The sequence below is a fragment of the Pseudomonas sp. LG1D9 genome (assembly GCF_002949995.1).
GTDB lineage: Bacteria > Pseudomonadota > Gammaproteobacteria > Pseudomonadales > Pseudomonadaceae > Aquipseudomonas > Aquipseudomonas proteolytica.
Map to the genome: position 1 here is coordinate 3,700,967 of NZ_CP026881.1, position 15,975 is coordinate 3,716,941.

At 60.9% G+C, this 15,975-nt stretch carries 18 protein-coding genes; 12 read left to right on the forward strand and 6 right to left on the reverse strand.

Annotation, left to right across the window (positions count from 1 at the left end):
• The first annotated feature begins 353 nt into the window (after positions 1-353).
• A complete protein-coding gene (locus tag C5F71_RS17290) occupies positions 354-1,571 on the forward strand; it encodes an MFS transporter (RefSeq protein ID WP_032857819.1) in 1,218 nt (405 codons plus the stop codon).
• A 38-nt stretch (positions 1,572-1,609) separates the two neighbouring features.
• On the opposite strand, the gene C5F71_RS17295 is transcribed toward C5F71_RS17290, so the two are convergent.
• Positions 1,610-2,161 (reverse strand): RNA polymerase sigma factor, encoded by a 552-nt coding sequence (locus C5F71_RS17295; RefSeq protein WP_029295739.1) that lies wholly within the window; start codon positions 2,159-2,161, stop codon positions 1,610-1,612.
• 261 nt (positions 2,162-2,422) lie between these two features.
• Here C5F71_RS17295 and C5F71_RS17300 point away from each other — a divergent pair, with 261 nt between their 5' ends.
• The 11 genes from C5F71_RS17300 (at position 2,423) to sctU (ending at position 12,637) form a co-directional block, all read left to right on the forward strand.
• On the forward strand, positions 2,423-3,514 hold the full coding sequence (locus tag C5F71_RS17300) for an HrpJ domain-containing protein (protein ID WP_104911602.1): 1,092 nt from the start codon (positions 2,423-2,425) through the stop codon (positions 3,512-3,514).
• Positions 3,511-5,607 (forward strand): type III secretion system export apparatus subunit SctV, encoded by a 2,097-nt coding sequence (gene sctV / locus C5F71_RS17305; protein WP_104912636.1) that lies wholly within the window; start codon positions 3,511-3,513, stop codon positions 5,605-5,607. The genes C5F71_RS17300 and sctV overlap by 4 nt, the downstream gene beginning before the upstream one ends.
• A gap of 69 nt (positions 5,608-5,676) precedes the next feature.
• A complete protein-coding gene (locus C5F71_RS17310; RefSeq protein ID WP_104911603.1) occupies positions 5,677-6,582 on the forward strand; it encodes an FHA domain-containing protein in 906 nt (301 codons plus the stop codon).
• Positions 6,579-7,937, forward strand: coding sequence for a FliI/YscN family ATPase (locus C5F71_RS17315; protein WP_104911604.1), 1,359 nt, complete (start codon positions 6,579-6,581; stop codon positions 7,935-7,937). Before C5F71_RS17310 ends, C5F71_RS17315 begins: the two co-directional genes overlap by 4 nt.
• On the forward strand, positions 7,924-8,349 hold the full coding sequence (locus tag C5F71_RS17320; protein ID WP_092233501.1) for a YscO family type III secretion system apparatus protein: 426 nt from the start codon (positions 7,924-7,926) through the stop codon (positions 8,347-8,349). Before C5F71_RS17315 ends, C5F71_RS17320 begins: the two co-directional genes overlap by 14 nt.
• A complete protein-coding gene (locus C5F71_RS17325) occupies positions 8,346-8,804 on the forward strand; it encodes a type III secretion system HrpP C-terminal domain-containing protein (RefSeq protein WP_029295726.1) in 459 nt (152 codons plus the stop codon). The genes C5F71_RS17320 and C5F71_RS17325 overlap by 4 nt, the downstream gene beginning before the upstream one ends.
• On the forward strand, positions 8,801-9,823 hold the full coding sequence (locus C5F71_RS17330) for a FliM/FliN family flagellar motor switch protein (protein WP_070996750.1): 1,023 nt from the start codon (positions 8,801-8,803) through the stop codon (positions 9,821-9,823). Before C5F71_RS17325 ends, C5F71_RS17330 begins: the two co-directional genes overlap by 4 nt.
• Complete coding sequence (gene sctR, locus C5F71_RS17335; RefSeq protein ID WP_029295721.1) at positions 9,820-10,473, forward strand: type III secretion system export apparatus subunit SctR; 654 nt, start codon at positions 9,820-9,822, stop codon at positions 10,471-10,473. The genes C5F71_RS17330 and sctR overlap by 4 nt, the downstream gene beginning before the upstream one ends.
• 7 nt (positions 10,474-10,480) lie before the next feature.
• Positions 10,481-10,744: a type III secretion system export apparatus subunit SctS gene (gene sctS / locus C5F71_RS17340; RefSeq protein WP_029295719.1), complete on the forward strand. Its 264-nt coding sequence runs from the start codon at positions 10,481-10,483 to the stop codon at positions 10,742-10,744.
• Between the two features lie 10 nt (positions 10,745-10,754).
• On the forward strand, positions 10,755-11,543 hold the full coding sequence (gene sctT, locus C5F71_RS17345) for a type III secretion system export apparatus subunit SctT (RefSeq protein ID WP_070996751.1): 789 nt from the start codon (positions 10,755-10,757) through the stop codon (positions 11,541-11,543).
• Positions 11,540-12,637 carry a type III secretion system export apparatus subunit SctU gene (sctU, locus tag C5F71_RS17350; RefSeq protein WP_070996753.1) on the forward strand — a complete coding sequence of 366 codons (1,098 nt, stop codon included), beginning with the start codon at positions 11,540-11,542 and terminating at the stop codon, positions 12,635-12,637. The genes sctT and sctU overlap by 4 nt, the downstream gene beginning before the upstream one ends.
• On the opposite strand, the gene C5F71_RS17355 is transcribed toward sctU, so the two are convergent.
• The 5 genes from C5F71_RS17355 to C5F71_RS17375 are packed head-to-tail and all read right to left on the reverse strand — an operon-like array spanning position 12,634 to position 15,970.
• On the reverse strand, positions 12,634-12,996 hold the full coding sequence (locus C5F71_RS17355; RefSeq protein WP_104911605.1) for a transcriptional regulator: 363 nt from the start codon (positions 12,994-12,996) through the stop codon (positions 12,634-12,636). The genes sctU and C5F71_RS17355 overlap by 4 nt on opposite strands.
• A gap of 5 nt (positions 12,997-13,001) precedes the next feature.
• Positions 13,002-13,205 (reverse strand): HrpT family type III secretion system protein, encoded by a 204-nt coding sequence (gene hrpT, locus C5F71_RS29345; RefSeq protein ID WP_092233512.1) that lies wholly within the window; start codon positions 13,203-13,205, stop codon positions 13,002-13,004.
• Complete coding sequence (gene sctC, locus C5F71_RS17365; RefSeq protein ID WP_104911606.1) at positions 13,202-15,343, reverse strand: type III secretion system outer membrane ring subunit SctC; 2,142 nt, start codon at positions 15,341-15,343, stop codon at positions 13,202-13,204. The genes hrpT and sctC overlap by 4 nt, the downstream gene beginning before the upstream one ends.
• 14 nt (positions 15,344-15,357) lie before the next feature.
• The gene (locus C5F71_RS17370; protein WP_092233518.1) at positions 15,358-15,750 is read right to left on the reverse strand and encodes a type III secretion protein; all 393 of its coding nucleotides are present in this window, start codon (positions 15,748-15,750) and stop codon (positions 15,358-15,360) included.
• 1 nt (position 15,751) lies between these two features.
• Entirely contained in the window at positions 15,752-15,970 is a 219-nt protein-coding gene (locus C5F71_RS17375; protein WP_029295703.1) for a hypothetical protein, read from the reverse strand.
• Between the last annotated feature and the right edge of the window lie 5 nt (positions 15,971-15,975).

Sequence of the window (15,975 nt, forward strand, 5' to 3'; positions counted from 1 at the left end):
TACGCTATCAACTGTTTAAGCAAAAACGCCGGGTAAGGCGGCCATTGGCTGGGTTTTGCGCAGGTCCCAAAGCCGCAAAGATTAAATTGTGGGAGCGGGCTTGCCCGCGATGGCGGTGTATCAGGTTAGCCGTACTTGACTGACACGCCGCGTTCGCGGGCAAACCCGCTTCCACATTTGATCTGGGGTGTTCTACCGTCGGCGTACTAGCTTGCTGGCCCTTTACAAGACATGACCGCTGCATCGATTCACCTACTCGTTAGCCTGCTAACGGGATAGCCTTCCTGCCCCAATAAGTGGCACATTGTCACACCTGCACCTGTGCATCCATCTGCTGTACGGAAACGTTCCTCATGGCTCTTACCAATTCCCAGCCTTCAGTGGCTACGACGCCGGCCGCCGGGCAATCCAGCCCGTTGGTCATGTCTATCATCGGCGCCGTAGCGCTGGCGCACTTGATCAATGACCTGATTCAGGCGGTGTTGCCGTCGATCTATCCGATGCTCAAGGAAAGTTATGGCCTGACCTTTACCCAGGTCGGCCTGATTACCCTGACGTTCCAACTCACGGCGTCCTTGCTCCAGCCGTGGGTGGGTTACTACACCGATCGCCATCCCAAGCCGTTCCTGCTGCCGTGCGGGATGATCTGCACGCTGATCGGGATTCTGATGATGTCCCAGGTCGGCAGTTTTCCACTGATTCTGCTGGCGGCGGCCTTGATCGGTATCGGTTCCTCGACCTTCCACCCGGAAGCATCCCGCGTGGCGCGCCTGGCATCGGGTGGCCGCTACGGCCTGGCGCAGTCGACCTTCCAGGTGGGCGGTAACGCCGGCTCGGCCTTTGGCCCGTTGCTGGCGGCGGCGATCATCATTCCGTTTGGCCAGGGCAATGTGGCCTGGTTCGGTTTGTTCGCGGTGTTCGCCCTGGGGGTGCTGTACGCGATCAGCCGCTGGTACCGCAACCACTTGAACCTGTTCAAGCTCAAGCAAGGCCAGGCCGCTACCCATGGCCTGTCGAAAAACCGCGTACTGGGTGCGCTGGTGGTGCTGGGGTTGTTGGTGTTTTCCAAGTACTTCTACATGGCCAGCTTCACCAGCTACTTCACCTTTTACCTGATCGAGAAGTTCGACCTGTCGGTGGCCAGCTCCCAACTGCATCTGTTCCTGTTCCTTGGGGCCGTGGCGGCGGGCACGTTCTTTGGTGGGCCGATTGGCGACAAAATCGGCCGTAAGGCGGTGATCTGGTTCTCGATCCTGGGCGTGGCCCCGTTCACCCTGTTGCTGCCCCATGTCGATCTGTTCTGGACCAGCGTGCTCAGTGTGGTGATCGGTTTTATCCTGGCCTCGGCGTTCTCGGCGATTGTTGTTTACGCGCAGGAATTGGTACCGGGCAATGTGGGGATGATCGCCGGGGTATTCTTTGGCCTGATGTTCGGGTTTGGCGGGATTGGTGCGGCGTTGCTGGGCTATCTGGCGGACATCCACGGCATCGAATACGTGTACACGCTGTGCTCGTTCCTGCCGCTGCTCGGGGTGCTGGCGATTTTGTTGCCACGCTCGAAAAAAGCCTGAAACCGGAAGGTTGGCCCTATCCCTGGGCGGTCCCTCTCCTACTGGAACGGGTGAGAGTTTGTCGCGCGTTTCAGTTGTTCCCGTGCCCGGGACAGGCGGGAACGGACGGTACCGATCGGAATCGCCAGGGCATCGGCGGTGTCCTGGTAGCTGCCGTCGGTTTCCAGTGAGGCATACAAGGTGTTGCGCATTTCCAGGGGCAGGTGCTGGATCGCATTGAGGGTGTTTTCCAGCCGGCGGCTGATCTCGAATTGGCGCGCCAGGTCCTGCTCTTCGTTGTGTCCGTGGGACAACGATTCATCGAACTCGCAATGCACCGGCTTGGCATAGAGCCGGCGAAAGTGATTGCGGATCAAATTCAGCGCAATCCCGCACATCCAGGTGCTCAGGGACGCCTGCGCGCTGAAGTGATGGCGGTTACGCCATGCCTCCAGATACGTCAGTTGCAGGATATCGTCCGCATCCTCCGGGTTCAGTACGCGCTTATGAATGAACCGGCGCAGGCGTTTGTGGTGCTCGTCGGACAGATCTTGGATGGATTGGCTAGGGTCACGGGGAAGATTGACTAAAACACTGATTGGGATATCCATGATTTTTCCTCAGGGTAAAAACGGTCGAAATGGTTTCGACGAGAACCCTGTTAGCACCGCTTGTGCCAAACGGAATATGTAGATATCTATTTGATAAATATAAGGAAATATCTTGTTTTAGGTGTTTTTTGTGCAATCGCTTGCGCAGAGCATCGTGGATTTGTGCGGGTATTTTCATGCGCCATGGGAAGCGCATGAAGATGGAACCGGATCGGGCCTTCCAGCCACACAAGGATACGAATCTCTTGCTATGGCATTTCCATGAAAGTCGATCCCAACCTAGATGTGCAAAATCCCGCGCACCTGAATCAACCGGCACCGGCACGGATTGAAAGTGGGCTGTCTTCGCCGATAAGCGCCCCCGTTGCGGACGATCTCAGTGTGCTGTTCAGCCAAGAGGTCGAACTCAACGCCCGGGCGTTGGGGCAGCGCCAACTAGGCTTGCGCATCCCGGCGGTCGAGCAACTGACCCAGCTCTATGAGCAATTGGGTCACCCGGCCCAGGCGAAAATGGCGACCATCGCTCGCAATGTCAGGGTCCAGCTGCTGCTCGGTGGCGGGGTCGGCAAGATGATGGACATCACCGGCAACGACCCCGCGCGGGCCTATGTGGTGCTCAAGCACGTGGCGCTGCAGGCGGATGCCGAGGGGCGCACCGCAGAGGCAAGCCTGGCGCGCACTTCCCTGGCTGGCCTGGAGGCCGATTACAAGCCACAGATCCAGGCGGGGCTGAACACCGCACTGGCGCTGCAGGCGGGCACTGATGACCCGCAACTGCGCCAGGCTGTACGCAGCATGTATTACACCAGCGTGGTCACGAGCCAATCGCTGGCGACCCTGATGCAATCATTGCTGGGGCTGTTCGGTGAAGGGGACTTTGCGTCCGGGTTGAAGCTGATCCGCCGGGCACTGGCCGATGATGTTGCGGCACAGACCTCGTCGGTCGACCGGGGCCAGTTGCGAACCTTGTTGCTGGGCCTCAATGACTGCAGTCGATTGAGTGGTGTGCTCGCGCGCTGCAAGGCGTTGATCGGGCAATCCCTGCTTCTGTACCCCGAACTGCAGCTGGACCCGGTGGGCTTGTTGCAACGCTTGCTGGGGTATGCGGCCGGTGGTCTTTCCTCCCAGGAAATCAAACACCTGGCCCGGGATTTGGGCGGCAGTCAGCTGGCTCATCAGTTGAGTGGCCTCAGTGCCTTTTTCCCGGAACTCAAGGCCCTGCCCCTGGCCTGGTGGTGTGATGCAAGACGGCGCGAAGAAGCGTTGAACAGCTACAAGCACGTGCTGCTTGAATACGCCGCGCAGGAGCGTGGCTCGCGCCATACCCACACGTGGCCGGGATTGAAGGCATGAGTGCGTTGCGGGCAATCAATGCGTTGCTGCTGAAGGTTGCACAACGCGCCGAGGTGCTGGGCGCGGTGGTGGTCATGGCCATCGTGTTTATCTTTATCGTGCCGTTGCCCACCTGGCTGGTGGATATCCTGATTGCCCTCAATATTTGTATTTCGTGCCTGTTGATCGTGCTGGCGTTGTATTTGCCGGGGCCGCTGGCCTTTTCTTCGTTTCCATCGATTCTGCTGTTGACCACGATGTTTCGCCTGGCGTTGTCGATTGCGACCACACGCCTGATCCTGCTGGAGCAGGACGCCGGTGACATTGTCGAGGCGTTCGGCAACTTTGTGGTGGGCGGCAATCTGGCGGTGGGGTTGGTGATCTTCATGATCCTGACCCTGGTCAACTTCCTGGTCATTACCAAGGGCTCGGAACGGGTCGCGGAAGTGGCGGCACGCTTTAGCCTGGACGCGATGCCCGGCAAGCAAATGTCCATCGACAGCGACCTGCGTGCCGGGCTGATCGACGGCAACCAGGCCCGGGACAAGCGTGAGCAGCTGTCGCGTGAAAGCCAGCTGTTCGGGGCCATGGACGGCGCGATGAAGTTCGTCAAGGGAGACGCCATCGCGGGGTTGATCATTGTGGTGATCAACTTGCTGGGTGGTTTTGCCACCGGCATGTTCCAGCATGGCATGAGCGCCGGCGACTCCATGGCGTTGTACTCGGTATTGACCATTGGTGATGGCCTGATCGCGCAGATTCCGGCCCTGCTGATCTCGCTGACTGCCGGCATGATTATCACCCGTGTGGCCCCGTCCGGGCGCAGCAAGGGCAGCAACAACATGGGCGCCGAAATTGCCCGGCAAATGACCAGCGAACCCAAGAGCTGGATGATCGCTTCGGTCGGCATGCTTGCTTTTGCGGCGTTGCCGGGGATGCCCACGGTGGTGTTTATCCTGATTTCGCTGATGACTGGCAGCCTGGGTTATTACCTGATGCGCCAGCGCCAGCGTGACGAAAAATCACAGGAGCCGGTTACCGATACCGTCCCGCCTGAGCAAAACGGGGTGGAGGATCTGCGCGGTTTTGATCCGTCGCGCCCCTACCTGTTGCAGTTTCCGCTGGCCCTGCAGAACAGCCCGCTGGTGACGGAGGTCATCCACGGCGTGCGCCAGAGCCGCAACAGCCTGGTGACCCAGATCGGCTTGACGTTACCGCCATTCGAAGTCGAGTTTGCGCCGGCGTTGGCCGACGATGAATTTCGCTTCTGCGTGCACGAAGTGCCCCTGTTGAAGGCCACGCTCGGTGACTGGGTTGGCGTGGAGCTTGCGGCACTGGCAGCGGATCCAGAAGGCGGGAACAGGGGCCTGGCCGAGCGCGATGAACAGGACTGGGTGTGGTTTGCGCCCGACGACCCTGTGCTTGCCGATGAACACTTGGCGCGCTCGACGGCGTACAGCCTGCTCCAGGAGCGGATGACCCGGGCCATGTTGCTCAGCGGCCCGCAGTTCCTCGGCATCCAGGAGAGCAAGGCGATTCTCAGTTGGCTGGAGTTCAATCAGCCGGAGCTGGTGCAGGAACTGCAACGGATCATGCCACTTTCGCGGTTCTCATCGGTGTTGCAGCGCCTGGCCGGCGAAGGGGTACCGCTGCGGGCGGTGCGGCTGATTGTCGAGGCCCTGATCGAACACGGTCAGCATGAACGTGAACCGGAAGCCCTGACCGACTATGCGCGCATTGCCCTCAAGTCGCAGATTCTTCACCAGTACAGCGAAGCCGACGGCCTGCATGCCTGGCTGTTGTCGCCCCACACCGAAAACGTGTTGCGCGATGCCCTGCGCCAGACCCAGACGGGTGTGTTCTTTTCCCTGGATAACGAAAGCAGTGCGGCGCTGGTCAGCCTGCTCAAGCAAGCCTTTGTCGTGCGCCCCAAGAGCAAAAGTGTGCTGTTGGTTGCACAGGATTTGCGCAGTCCCATGCGCACCTTGCTGTTGGAAGAGTTCAACCATGTACCGGTCCTGTCGTTCGCCGAGCTCAGCGCTTCGTCCAAGGTCAAGGTGTTGGGGCGCTTTGATCTTGCCCAGGACAATCTGTTGCGCGAGGAGGTGGCATGAGCACGTCTGGGGTGGTTGTGCAGGCTGTTGAACACGTCACTGTCATTGCAACGTTCATGAGGCCTGGCGATGTTTGAGCTACGTGTGCTTGATGGTTCGCGCCAGGGCGCGGCGTTGCCGTTGTTCGGCGGGCAATGGAGTATTGGTGCGCATCCGGATGCCGACCTTTCGCTGTATGACGAAGGGATTGCCGAGCGCCATGTGCTGCTGCGGTGTATTGAGCAGCACTGGTCGGTCCAGGCTCAAGAAGGGTTGGTGCGGGCCAGTGACGGTCAGCTCCTGGCACAGATTGCCGACCTGGCACTGGGCGTTCCTTTTGCCCTGGGCAACATTCGACTGTGCGTCACCCTGGCCGATCAGCCCTGGCCGCAAGCCCCGGCTGCCATGCCCATCGCCCCAGCGGCCAGGCCGGTGAATGAGGCTGCACCGGCGCTGATGTTGTCGTCGATATCCGGGGCGCAGCAGAAGCGTCTGATCAGCCTGGTGCTGGTGATCGCAGCCATCATCATGGTGGTGGGCCTGGCGACCACCGGAGAGCATGAGGCTCAGGCGTCGTTGATGGCCGCGCCAACTCAGAAAAACGAGCTGGGTTCGGCCTACGAAGTACGCCAGCAACTGCTGAAAATGCTCAACGAACGTGAACTGGGCAATCGCATCCGCCTGCAGGTGATCAATGACCAGGTGACATTGGAAGGGGACGTTGCCCAGGAAGAGATGGGATTGGTGTCGCGCATGCTCAATCGTTTTGGTGAGCAGTTCGATACGTCTGTGCCAGTGATCAGCCGGGTCAAGGAACGTAGCACGGCACTCCCTTTCAAGATTCTGCAGATCGTCGGCGGGCCCAATGGCCATGTGGTCCTGGATGAAGGCAATCGGCTGTTTGTGGGAGATGAAGTGGATGGCTTGCGATTGGTCCTGATCGATAACACCAAGGTGGTGTTCGACGGCGTACAGCGTTATGAGGTGCGTTGGTGAGTGCCGACCTGCAGGCGCGCCTGGAGGCCTGGCAGCAGGACCGGGCGCAGGCGCTGGCCAGCTTTGCGCCGGTCTCGGTGCGTGGGCGTATCCAGCGCGTCAACGGCATGTTGCTGCAATGCCGTTTGCCCCAGGCGCGTATCGGCGATTTGTGCCAGGTTGAAAAGTCCACCGGCGATTACATGCTGGCCGAGATCATCGGTTTCGATCAGCAGGATGCGGTGCTCAGTGCCCTGGGCAATCTTGAAGGCGTGCGGGTGGGCGCCAGTGTCGAACAGTTGGGCGTCTCGCACCGGGTACGCGTCAGTGATGAACTGTTGGGCCAGGTGCTGGATGGCTTTGGGCGCCCGATTGCGGGGGAGGGCGCCAGCGCCTTCGTCGAGGCGCACGCCGAGGACACCAGCCTGGTGTTGTGCGAGGCGCCCTTGCCCACCGAGCGGCCGCGTATCCACCGGGCACTGGCCACCGGGGTGCGCTCGATCGATGGTCTGCTGACCCTGGGCGAAGGCCAGCGCGTTGGTTTGTTTGCGGGCGCCGGTTGTGGCAAGACCACCTTGCTCGCGGAGATCGCCCGTAACGTTGACTGTGATGTGATTGTGTTCGGCCTGATTGGTGAGCGTGGCCGCGAGCTGCGCGAGTTTCTCGACCACGAACTGGACGATCAACTGCGCGCCAAGGCGGTGCTGGTGTGCGCGACGTCCGACCGCTCAAGCATGGAGCGCGCCCGCGCCGCCTTCACCGCCACGGCATTGGCTGAAGGCTATCGACGCCAGGGCAAACGGGTCCTGCTACTGATCGACTCCCTGACCCGTTTTGCCCGGGCCCAGCGTGAAATCGGCCTGGCCGCTGGCGAACCGCTGGGGCGTGGCGGTCTGCCGCCTTCGGTATACAGCTTGCTGCCACGTCTGGTGGAACGTGCCGGGTTGACCCGCGAAGGGGTGATCACGGCGATCTACACCGTACTTATCGAGCAGGACTCCATGAGCGATCCGGTGGCCGATGAAGTGCGCTCGCTGCTTGATGGCCATATCGTCTTGTCGCGCAAACTGGCCGAGCGCGGCCACTACCCGGCGGTGGATGTGCTGGCCAGCCTGTCGCGGATTCTGAGCAACGTCGCCGAGCCCGCGCACATCCAGGCCGGCACCGCGCTGCGCCGCTTGTTATCGGCGTATCAGCAGATTGAGTTGATGCTCAAGTTGGGCGAGTACCAACCGGGCAGCGATGCCCTGACTGATATGGCGGTGGACAGTCGCCAGGCGGTGGACGGCTTTCTGCGCCAGGACTTGCGCGAACCCGCGCCGATGCCGTTGACACTCGAGCAACTGATGAGCCTGACCACCCATGTCCCTTTCTGAGATCGACACCTTGCGGCGGCTGCGTCGGCATCGGGCAGACCGCGCCGAGCGCGCGTTGCGTGAAGCCAAGCGGCATCAGCAAGCCTTGTTGGTGCAAATCCAGCAGGCACAGGCGGCGCTTGAGCAAACGCGCCTGCAGGAGATCGAGAAAACCGCCGAGTTGCTGGATAAGCATCAAGGCCAGGTGCTCTCGTTGCAGCAACTCAAGGCCTGGAGCCTCCAGGAGCGCACCTTGTCCGCTGGGACCCGGCGCGAAGAAGGCCAGTTGGGTCAACTGCATGACCAGCGGGAGGAGCACGTGGTGCAGATCGCCAGCGCGCAGAAACAGGTGAGCCAATGCCTGCGAGAGGTCGAGAAACTCCAGGAGTTGTCGGTTTTATTGAGGCAGGAAGAGGTACAGGAAGAACTATGACCCAAGTCCAAGCAAGCAAACCTGAACGCCCGCGCCCGCGCGATCCACGAGCGGAACAGGAGCCTCAACCGTCGGGGGTCGTACCTTGGGAGCAGGGGCGGTTATTTGCGCAACTGCTGGACAGTGATGGCGAGGGGGCAGGTTACGGCACCTCGGCAACGGCCGCCGGGGTGGCGGGCGATTCCTTGATGATCGAGGCGATGACGGCGCAATTGGCCCCCCGGATTCATGGCAGCGCGCAATGGCCGCTGCAGGCGGTGCTTTACTTGCCGCGCCTGGGGCGGATCAGCGCCAGTGTGCGCCGTGAACAGGGGCTGTGGAACATCGAGCTGGCCGCCGAGCAGGAGCTTGCCGCGCGTTGGCTGGGCGGTGTGCGCGAGCGCTGTGAGGAGCGTCTGGCCGATGCCCTGGGCGCGCCTGTCGCGTTACACCTGGTCCATGTGGGCGCGGCATGATCATGCCGGCACTCGCGATTCCCTTAGTCAAAAGCGCCACGGTTGCGGCACGCCTGCGCCTGGGGCGGGGTCTGCGTATGCCGTTTCAGGTCACAGGCCAGCACGGTGAGCTGCTGCTTGAGCCTGGCCGTGCGCCCAGGAGTGCTGCGCCTCTGTACTTCGAAACCGCCTGTGGGCTGTTGGCCTTCAGCGAGCCAGGGCCGATGTTCAGTCTTCTGGGGGAGTGCCCGGTGACGCTGGCCGAGGCCGGCAATGATCCGGACTCCTGGTTCTGGGAACTGTTCCAGCACCACTTGAGCCCTCAGGTGCGCGCGTTGTTTGGTTATCTGCGGCTGCGGGCCTCCCCTGGAAAACTGAATTTCGGCTGCCGGCTCACGGTGACATTGGGCGCCTCCAGGGTGGTGGGCTACCTGTTGCTGGCTCCCGAAAGTCTGTTGGCATTGTGTGATGCGGGGCGCTGGCAACCCACGGCCCTGCCATTGCCGCCCTCGTTTCAACTGACGATTGCCGCGACGTTGGGGCGTTTGAAGCTGCCCCTGAGCCAAGTTCGCGGCCTGCGTGCCGGTGATGTGGTGATGCTGGAGCAGGCTTTTTTTGATGTGCATGGCAATGGCCATTTACGGATTGGCAAGCATCGCCTGCATGGGCGCATTGACGATGAATCAGGGCCAATGGGCCTGACACTTATATCTACTGAGGAAACGTCTGTGGACGAGGATCTTTCAGCACAACACTACTCGGGGTATGAAGAGCATGACCTTGATGAACCCGTGGTGGATGTTTTTGGCCATGAGCCTTTCGATGAGTTGAGCATGGCCTTGAATGTGCGCTGTGGCACCCTGAACCTGACGCTCGGGGAACTGCGCAACCTTGCGCCCGGTGCGGTGTTGAGCATCGCGGGCTACGCCCCCGGCATGGCGGGGCTCTACTATGGCGATCGGCCGATTGGCCAGGGCCAGTTGGTGGAGATGGACGGACGCCTGGGCTTGCAGCTGTCCCGTGTGATTTTTGCGCGATGACGTTCCAGGGGGTCGAGCCCGTAATCCTCGCGTTATTCATCGGCGCACTGGCCTTGATGCCGATGCTGTTGATCGTCTGCACCGCCTTTCTGAAAATTATCATTGTGCTGATGATCACCCGTAACGCCATCGGCGTGCAGCAGGTGCCGCCGAGCATGGCGCTCAACGGCATCGCCCTGGCGGCGACCCTGTTTATCATGGCGCCGGTAGGGTATGCCATCGCCCAGAACGTCAAGCAAGCCCCGGTGGACTTGAGCAGCGTGCAACGCTTCCAGGAAACGGGGCTGGTGGCCATCGAGCCGCTGCGCCTGTTCATGACCCGCAATACCGACCCGGACGTCCTCACGCACCTGCTGGAAAACACCGCACGCATGTGGCCGCCGGAAATGGCGCAGAACGCCCAGCGCGACGATCTCATCTTGCTGATTCCGGCCTACGTGATTTCGCAATTGCAGGCGGGGTTCGAAATCGGTTTCCTGATCTATATCCCCTTTATCGTCATCGACCTGATTGTCTCCAACCTGCTGCTGGCCCTGGGCATGCAGATGGTCTCGCCGATGACCATCTCCCTGCCCCTCAAGTTGCTGCTGTTCGTCTTGGTTTCCGGTTGGTCGCGGCTGCTCGACAGTCTGTTCCTTTCTTATCTGTGAGTGACCTATGGAACCGATCGTACTGTTCAAGCAAGGCATGCTGTTGGTGGTGGTGCTCTCGGCGCCGCCGCTGATTGTCGCGGTGATCGTCGGGGTGCTGACCTCCCTGGTGCAGGCCCTGATGCAGGTACAGGACCAGACATTGCCCTTTGGCATCAAGCTGGTGGCCGTCGGCATCACCCTGATCCTGACCGGGCGCTGGATTGGCGTGGAGTTGATTCAACTGATCAACATGACATTCGACATGATTGCCCGCTCGGCACTGAACTGAGGCACACGCATTGCTCCTTTACCTTGAGTTCTTGCCCAGCCTGTTGATCAGCATGGCGCGCATCTACCCGTGCATGTTCCTGGTGCCGGCTTTCTGTTTCCAGCATGTGCGCGGGATGACCCGGCACACGATCGTGATGGTCGTGGCCCTGTTTCCCACACCCGGCATTCATGCTGCATTGATGGGCAAGGACTACTCCGCATTGATGCTGGGCGGGCTGGTGCTCAAGGAGGCGGCCCTGGGGTTCTTGCTCGGGGTTTTGCTGTTCATGCCGTTCTGGATGTTCGAGTCGGTAGGCGCGTTGCTCGATAACCAGCGTGGCGCCCTGGCGGGCGGGCAACTCAACCCTTCGTTGGGGCCGGATGCGACACCGGTCGGGCACCTGTTCAAGCAGTTGGCGATTTTTCTGCTGATCTCGACCCTTGGGTTGGGCGTGCTGACGCAAGTGATCTGGGACAGCTACCTGATCTGGCCACCCACGGCGTGGGTGCCGCTGCCGGCGGTCAATGGCTTCAGCGAGTTCCTTGGCTTGCTCGGCGATACCTTCGTGCACATGATGCTCTACGCGGCGCCGTTTATTGCGGTGCTGTTGCTGCTGGAGTTCGGTTTCGCCTTGCTCGGGCTCTACAGTCCGCAGCTACAGGTGTCCACCCTGGCCATGCCGGCCAAGAGCCTGGCGGGCCTGGCTTTCCTGCTGCTGTACTTTGCCCTGTTGGAGGATTTGATCGTCGGGCGCATGGGCTTGCTGACGGACCTCAAGCATGCTCTTGGCCTGATGGTTCGGGGCCCGGGGCAATGAGTGACTCCGGCGAAAAAAAACACGCGGCGAGCCCCAAGAAACTCAAGGACCAACGCAAGAAAGGCCAGGTTGCCCAAAGCCAGGACGTGGCCAAACTGTTGGTGCTCACCGCGATCAGCGAGATCGCTCTGTTCACCGCCGAAACCAGCCTGCAGCGCTTCCAGCAGATGATGGCGTTGCCTTTTGCGCGCGTCGGCCAGCCGTTTGTGCGCGCCCTGGAAGAAGTGCTGATGGATGGCCTGGTGGTGTTTTTTTCGTTCGGCCTGTTGATGTGCGGAGTGGCGATCGCGGTGAAGCTGATAAGCAGCTGGATGCAGTTCGGCTTGTTGTTCGCCCCGGAAAGCCTGAAGCCGGACTTCAATCGCCTCAACCCGCTCAGCCAGCTCAAGCAAATGTTCTCTGCGCAGTCGGTGATCAATCTCTTGATGGGACTGGGCAAGGCGTTGTTGCTCTCGCTGATCCTCTATGTGGTGATAACCCCCTCGCTACAGGTGCTGATCGACCTGGCCACCAGCGATCTGCAAAGCTACATCGTGGCGCTGATCGCCCTGTTCCGCCACTTGCTGCATGCCTGCCTGGGGCTGCTGCTGGTGCTCGCGCTGATCGACTGGAGCATGCAGAAGTATTTCTTTGCCAAGCGCATGCGCATGACCCAGGTGGAGGTGGTCAAGGAGTACAAGGACATGGAGGGCGACCCTCACGTCAAGGGCCAGCGTCGCTCCCTGGCCTACCAACTCGCCCAGGAAGAGCCAAAGGTCAAGCTGCCCAAGCTGGAAGAGTCCGACATGCTGGTGGTCAACCCGACGCACTTTGCCGTGGCGCTGTACTACCGGCCCGGCAAAACGCCGCTGCCGATGTTGGTCGACAAAGGCACAGACGCCCAGGCGCGCCAGTTGATTGGCCGGGCCAAGGCCGCCGACGTGCCGGTGATCCAGTGTGTGTGGCTGGCGCGCATGCTGTATGAGCGAAAGCTGGGGGCGCCGATTCCACGGGAGAGTTTGCAGGCGGTGGCGCTGATCTATCGCACCCTGCGTGAGCTGGATGATGAATCCAAGCGCCAGACCCTGGAGTTACCGGAGCTTGCGCGCCGCTAGGGCGCGCGTTGTACATCCAGGGTTTCGAGCTTGGCCAGTGAGAGCAGGCGGCTGACGATGTCATCGAGCGGCTGGCCGTTGGGCACCAGCGCATGCCAGATCACCAGGTTGCCCTTGGCATCGAGGTACACGAAGCATCCATCGAACACCATGGCGTGGACAAAGCGCCGCTCCAGCACCCGCTGCACCTGGCCGGCCTGCAGCGCCTCAGGTGCAATCTGCAGGGCCAGGCCGGGTTTCTGGCCGGCGCTCAACCGGCACAGGCTGATGCCCGGGCACAACGTGTGGTGAGCGACGTCGCCGCTCACCAGTTTGTCCAGAGGCACCTGGCGAGGCGCATCAGTGTCGGATAAGCCCATGGCGGTCACTGTTCCAACGAGATCGTCTGATAGTCCGCCCTTTCGCCTGATGGGCCGGGTTCGACGCGCATTTGCGGCGGCCACCAGACCACCAGCTTGCTAGCGCTCGATTGCGGCCGGGAGCAGGAGTTGCCTTTGCACGTCGGGGTACAGCCGGCCATAAGCAGCACTAGGCCCAGGAGGGTGATGCAGGAGAGTCGCTGTTTCATGGCGCGGTCTTCCGTGTTGGTGTGAGCAGGGAGGGGCGGGTTACACCGATATGTTCATCCTTCACCACCGGGCGCATGGCGATGAACACCTCCGCCTCTTCACCCGGCTTGAGCCAGGCCCGTGGCCAGACGCTGACGGCCAGGGTCTGGGAATTGCTGCATTCGTTCTCGTCGATGCGCACGTTGCGATTGAACTGATTGCGCATCACCACCACCGCCACGTTGAACTGCGGGCCGGCGTACCACTGGCTGCGTTCGGTGTTGAGCGCCAGCAGGTCACGGGTTTTGCACAAGGTGTCCAGGCCCAGCGGCATGGGGGCGGCTTTGAAGGCGTCAGGTACTTGCCCGGTGACGAGGTGGGCGAGGGCGCTGGTGATCGCACTGCGCTTGATCACCGGCGGGTGCTCGGCATAGCGCCTGGCCAACGGTTTGAGGGCCGCCTGCAACTCTACCTGGTCGTCCGGTGGCAAGTAGCGTGACGGGTCGGCCTGGTCGCCGATAACGCGAGGGGTGAGGATAAACAGGCGTTCACGTCGGTTGTTCTGCCGCTCGGTGGAAGAGAACAGTGCCTTGCCCAGCAACGGTATATCGCCCAGCAACGGCACCTTGCTTCTTTTATCGGTGCTTTCGGTGACATGGAACCCGCCGACCACCAGCGAACGTTTTTCCGCCATCACCGCCTGGGTGCTGACTTTGCCCCGGCGTACATCGGGGCCTATGCGTTCGGGGTTGGACTCGTCGAAGTTGCCGTCTTCGATATCCACCGCCAGATGGACCTGGTGCCTGCCACGGGTGGTAATGACCCGTGGTACCACCTGGAAACTGGTGCCCACGGTGATCGGCAGGATGGTCGCGTTTTCGACGCCGGCCGTCAGGTATTGAGTGCGGTTGAAGTCAATCACCGCAGGTTGGTTTTCCAGGGTCAGCACCGAAGGGTTGGACACCATGGTCGCCAGGCCCTTGGCCTCCAGGGCCCGTACATCGGCGTAGAAACGGTCGCGCTTTTCGATCGACAGTTGCGCCGATGTCCCAGGCGCCATGTTCACACCGCCGAGAAAGCGGCTGTTCTGAAAACCCCAGTTGACCCCGAACTCTTGCAGTTGGGTGCGCTCGATATCCAGGATGATTGCGTCGATCTCCACCAGTTTGCGTGCCACATCGAGTTGGGCGATCAGCTCGCGGTACATTGCCTGGCGCTCTGGCAAGTCATAGATCAAGACGGCGTTGTTGCGCACATCCGCCTCCACCCGAATTCGCCCTCTTGCAGTGGGGGCTCTGGAGGTGAGCGACATGCCGGGCTCCGTCTGCCCCAGGGGCGCCTGTGCGCCGAGCAACTGGTTCAGCATCGGGTTGCCCAGCCGGGGAAGGATCGGGGTGATGGGCGAGGGCTGCGCTGCCGAGGCCGGGCGTGGGCTCATCGACGACAGGACAGAGTTGTCCCGGGGCTCCAACAGCCCGCGTAGCATGCTGGCAACACCCGCGATGACCAGCTTTTCTCCGCGATAATCAATCGGGCGGTCCGCCGCGTTGGCGAATCTCAGCGGGAACGTCAGCACGCTCTGTTTTTCATCGGGGGATTTTCGCTGGCTGCTGAATTGCCTGATCTGTTCGATGTAACGCTTGGGGCCGGATATCAGCACCACGCCATCGTCAGGGAGTTCCCCCCAACCGAAACGGTTGTCGAGCAGGCCAATGTCAGTCAATGCCTGCTTGAGGTCCGCAACGGTTTGCGATGAGACCTCCAGGCGCGCGGACTGCTGCTGGTCCAGGGTGCTGATGTACAGCATGTTGTTGTACATGTACCACTGGAAGCGATGCTCTACTGCCAGCCGGTCAAGCAACGACTGCGGGGTATTGGCGCGTATCTTGCCGTTGACGGTGCCTTCCAGGTGGCCGTCGAATTGAATCTGCGTGCCAAAGGTCTGGGCGAAATCCTCCAGCACCTCACGCACCTGCTTATGGTCAGCCTCATAGGCGTAGGCGGTATTTTTCCATTCGGCGGGGATCGCGGCGAGCGAGCTTTGCATGGGCAAAAGCAACCAGGGCAGTACCAGCAGGTAGCGCCAATGAGGGCCTTTTTGAAGGGCCGCGGGCGAGACGGAGCGCAAGCGGGTGCGCTCGTGATTCTTGTTGGGCATGGGGTGTTCTCTGATTAGTGCGGCAGCGAGCGCAGTGACGTGGGTTGGAACCGTGGGGCCTGTTTTGCAAGGCGCGTAATCATTGCGCGCCAGGTATCGCGCTGGTTGAGCAGGGCTTGGAGACTGTCCAGCAAAGGCTTCTCGCTGGTGCTTTGCTGTAGACACTGAGTCAACCAGAGTGCACCCGTTGCAGGCGCCTGTGCGAGTGCACCTTGAAAGTGACTCAGGCTTGCGTTACCCAGGAGCATCCAGGTGTTGAGCTGTGATTTGTCAGGGCGGCCCTGGGTCAGTTGGACCTGCAACAAGAGGGTGTCAGGGCCGTGGCGCAGGAGTATTTCGTCATTGTCTTCGATCAGCCTTAATTCTTCGGCGCGGCTGTTCAACCAGTTGGTAATGAGCGCCTTCACGTTATTGTCCGCTGTCCAGGCCGGACTTCAGTAGCATATGCCTGGCCCTGATATGTTCAGTGAAGGCGTATTCGGATTTACGGTTGGTCATCACCAGTTCATAGAACAAGTCCATGTCCGCCTCGGATCCAGAGTTCTGCTCCATCAAGTCGCTGACATCGTTTCTGCTGCGCTTCGCATCGCTAAGAAGTTGCTCTCTGTAACCTGAGTAGTAGTTCATGGATT

Coding starts and splice junctions, on each gene's coding strand:
- C5F71_RS17290 (WP_032857819.1), top strand. CDS start 354: ATGGCTCTTACCAATTCCCAGCCTTCAGTGGCTACGACGCCGGCCGCC.
- C5F71_RS17295 (WP_029295739.1), bottom strand. CDS start 2,161: ATGGATATCCCAATCAGTGTTTTAGTCAATCTTCCCCGTGACCCTAGC.
- C5F71_RS17300 (WP_104911602.1), top strand. CDS start 2,423: ATGAAAGTCGATCCCAACCTAGATGTGCAAAATCCCGCGCACCTGAAT.
- sctV (WP_104912636.1), top strand. CDS start 3,511: ATGAGTGCGTTGCGGGCAATCAATGCGTTGCTGCTGAAGGTTGCACAA.
- C5F71_RS17310 (WP_104911603.1), top strand. CDS start 5,677: ATGTTTGAGCTACGTGTGCTTGATGGTTCGCGCCAGGGCGCGGCGTTG.
- C5F71_RS17320 (WP_092233501.1), top strand. CDS start 7,924: ATGTCCCTTTCTGAGATCGACACCTTGCGGCGGCTGCGTCGGCATCGG.
- C5F71_RS17325 (WP_029295726.1), top strand. CDS start 8,346: ATGACCCAAGTCCAAGCAAGCAAACCTGAACGCCCGCGCCCGCGCGAT.
- C5F71_RS17330 (WP_070996750.1), top strand. CDS start 8,801: ATGATCATGCCGGCACTCGCGATTCCCTTAGTCAAAAGCGCCACGGTT.
- sctR (WP_029295721.1), top strand. CDS start 9,820: ATGACGTTCCAGGGGGTCGAGCCCGTAATCCTCGCGTTATTCATCGGC.
- sctS (WP_029295719.1), top strand. CDS start 10,481: ATGGAACCGATCGTACTGTTCAAGCAAGGCATGCTGTTGGTGGTGGTG.
- sctU (WP_070996753.1), top strand. CDS start 11,540: ATGAGTGACTCCGGCGAAAAAAAACACGCGGCGAGCCCCAAGAAACTC.
- C5F71_RS17355 (WP_104911605.1), bottom strand. CDS start 12,996: ATGGGCTTATCCGACACTGATGCGCCTCGCCAGGTGCCTCTGGACAAA.
- hrpT (WP_092233512.1), bottom strand. CDS start 13,205: ATGAAACAGCGACTCTCCTGCATCACCCTCCTGGGCCTAGTGCTGCTT.
- sctC (WP_104911606.1), bottom strand. CDS start 15,343: ATGCCCAACAAGAATCACGAGCGCACCCGCTTGCGCTCCGTCTCGCCC.
- C5F71_RS17375 (WP_029295703.1), bottom strand. CDS start 15,970: ATGAACTACTACTCAGGTTACAGAGAGCAACTTCTTAGCGATGCGAAG.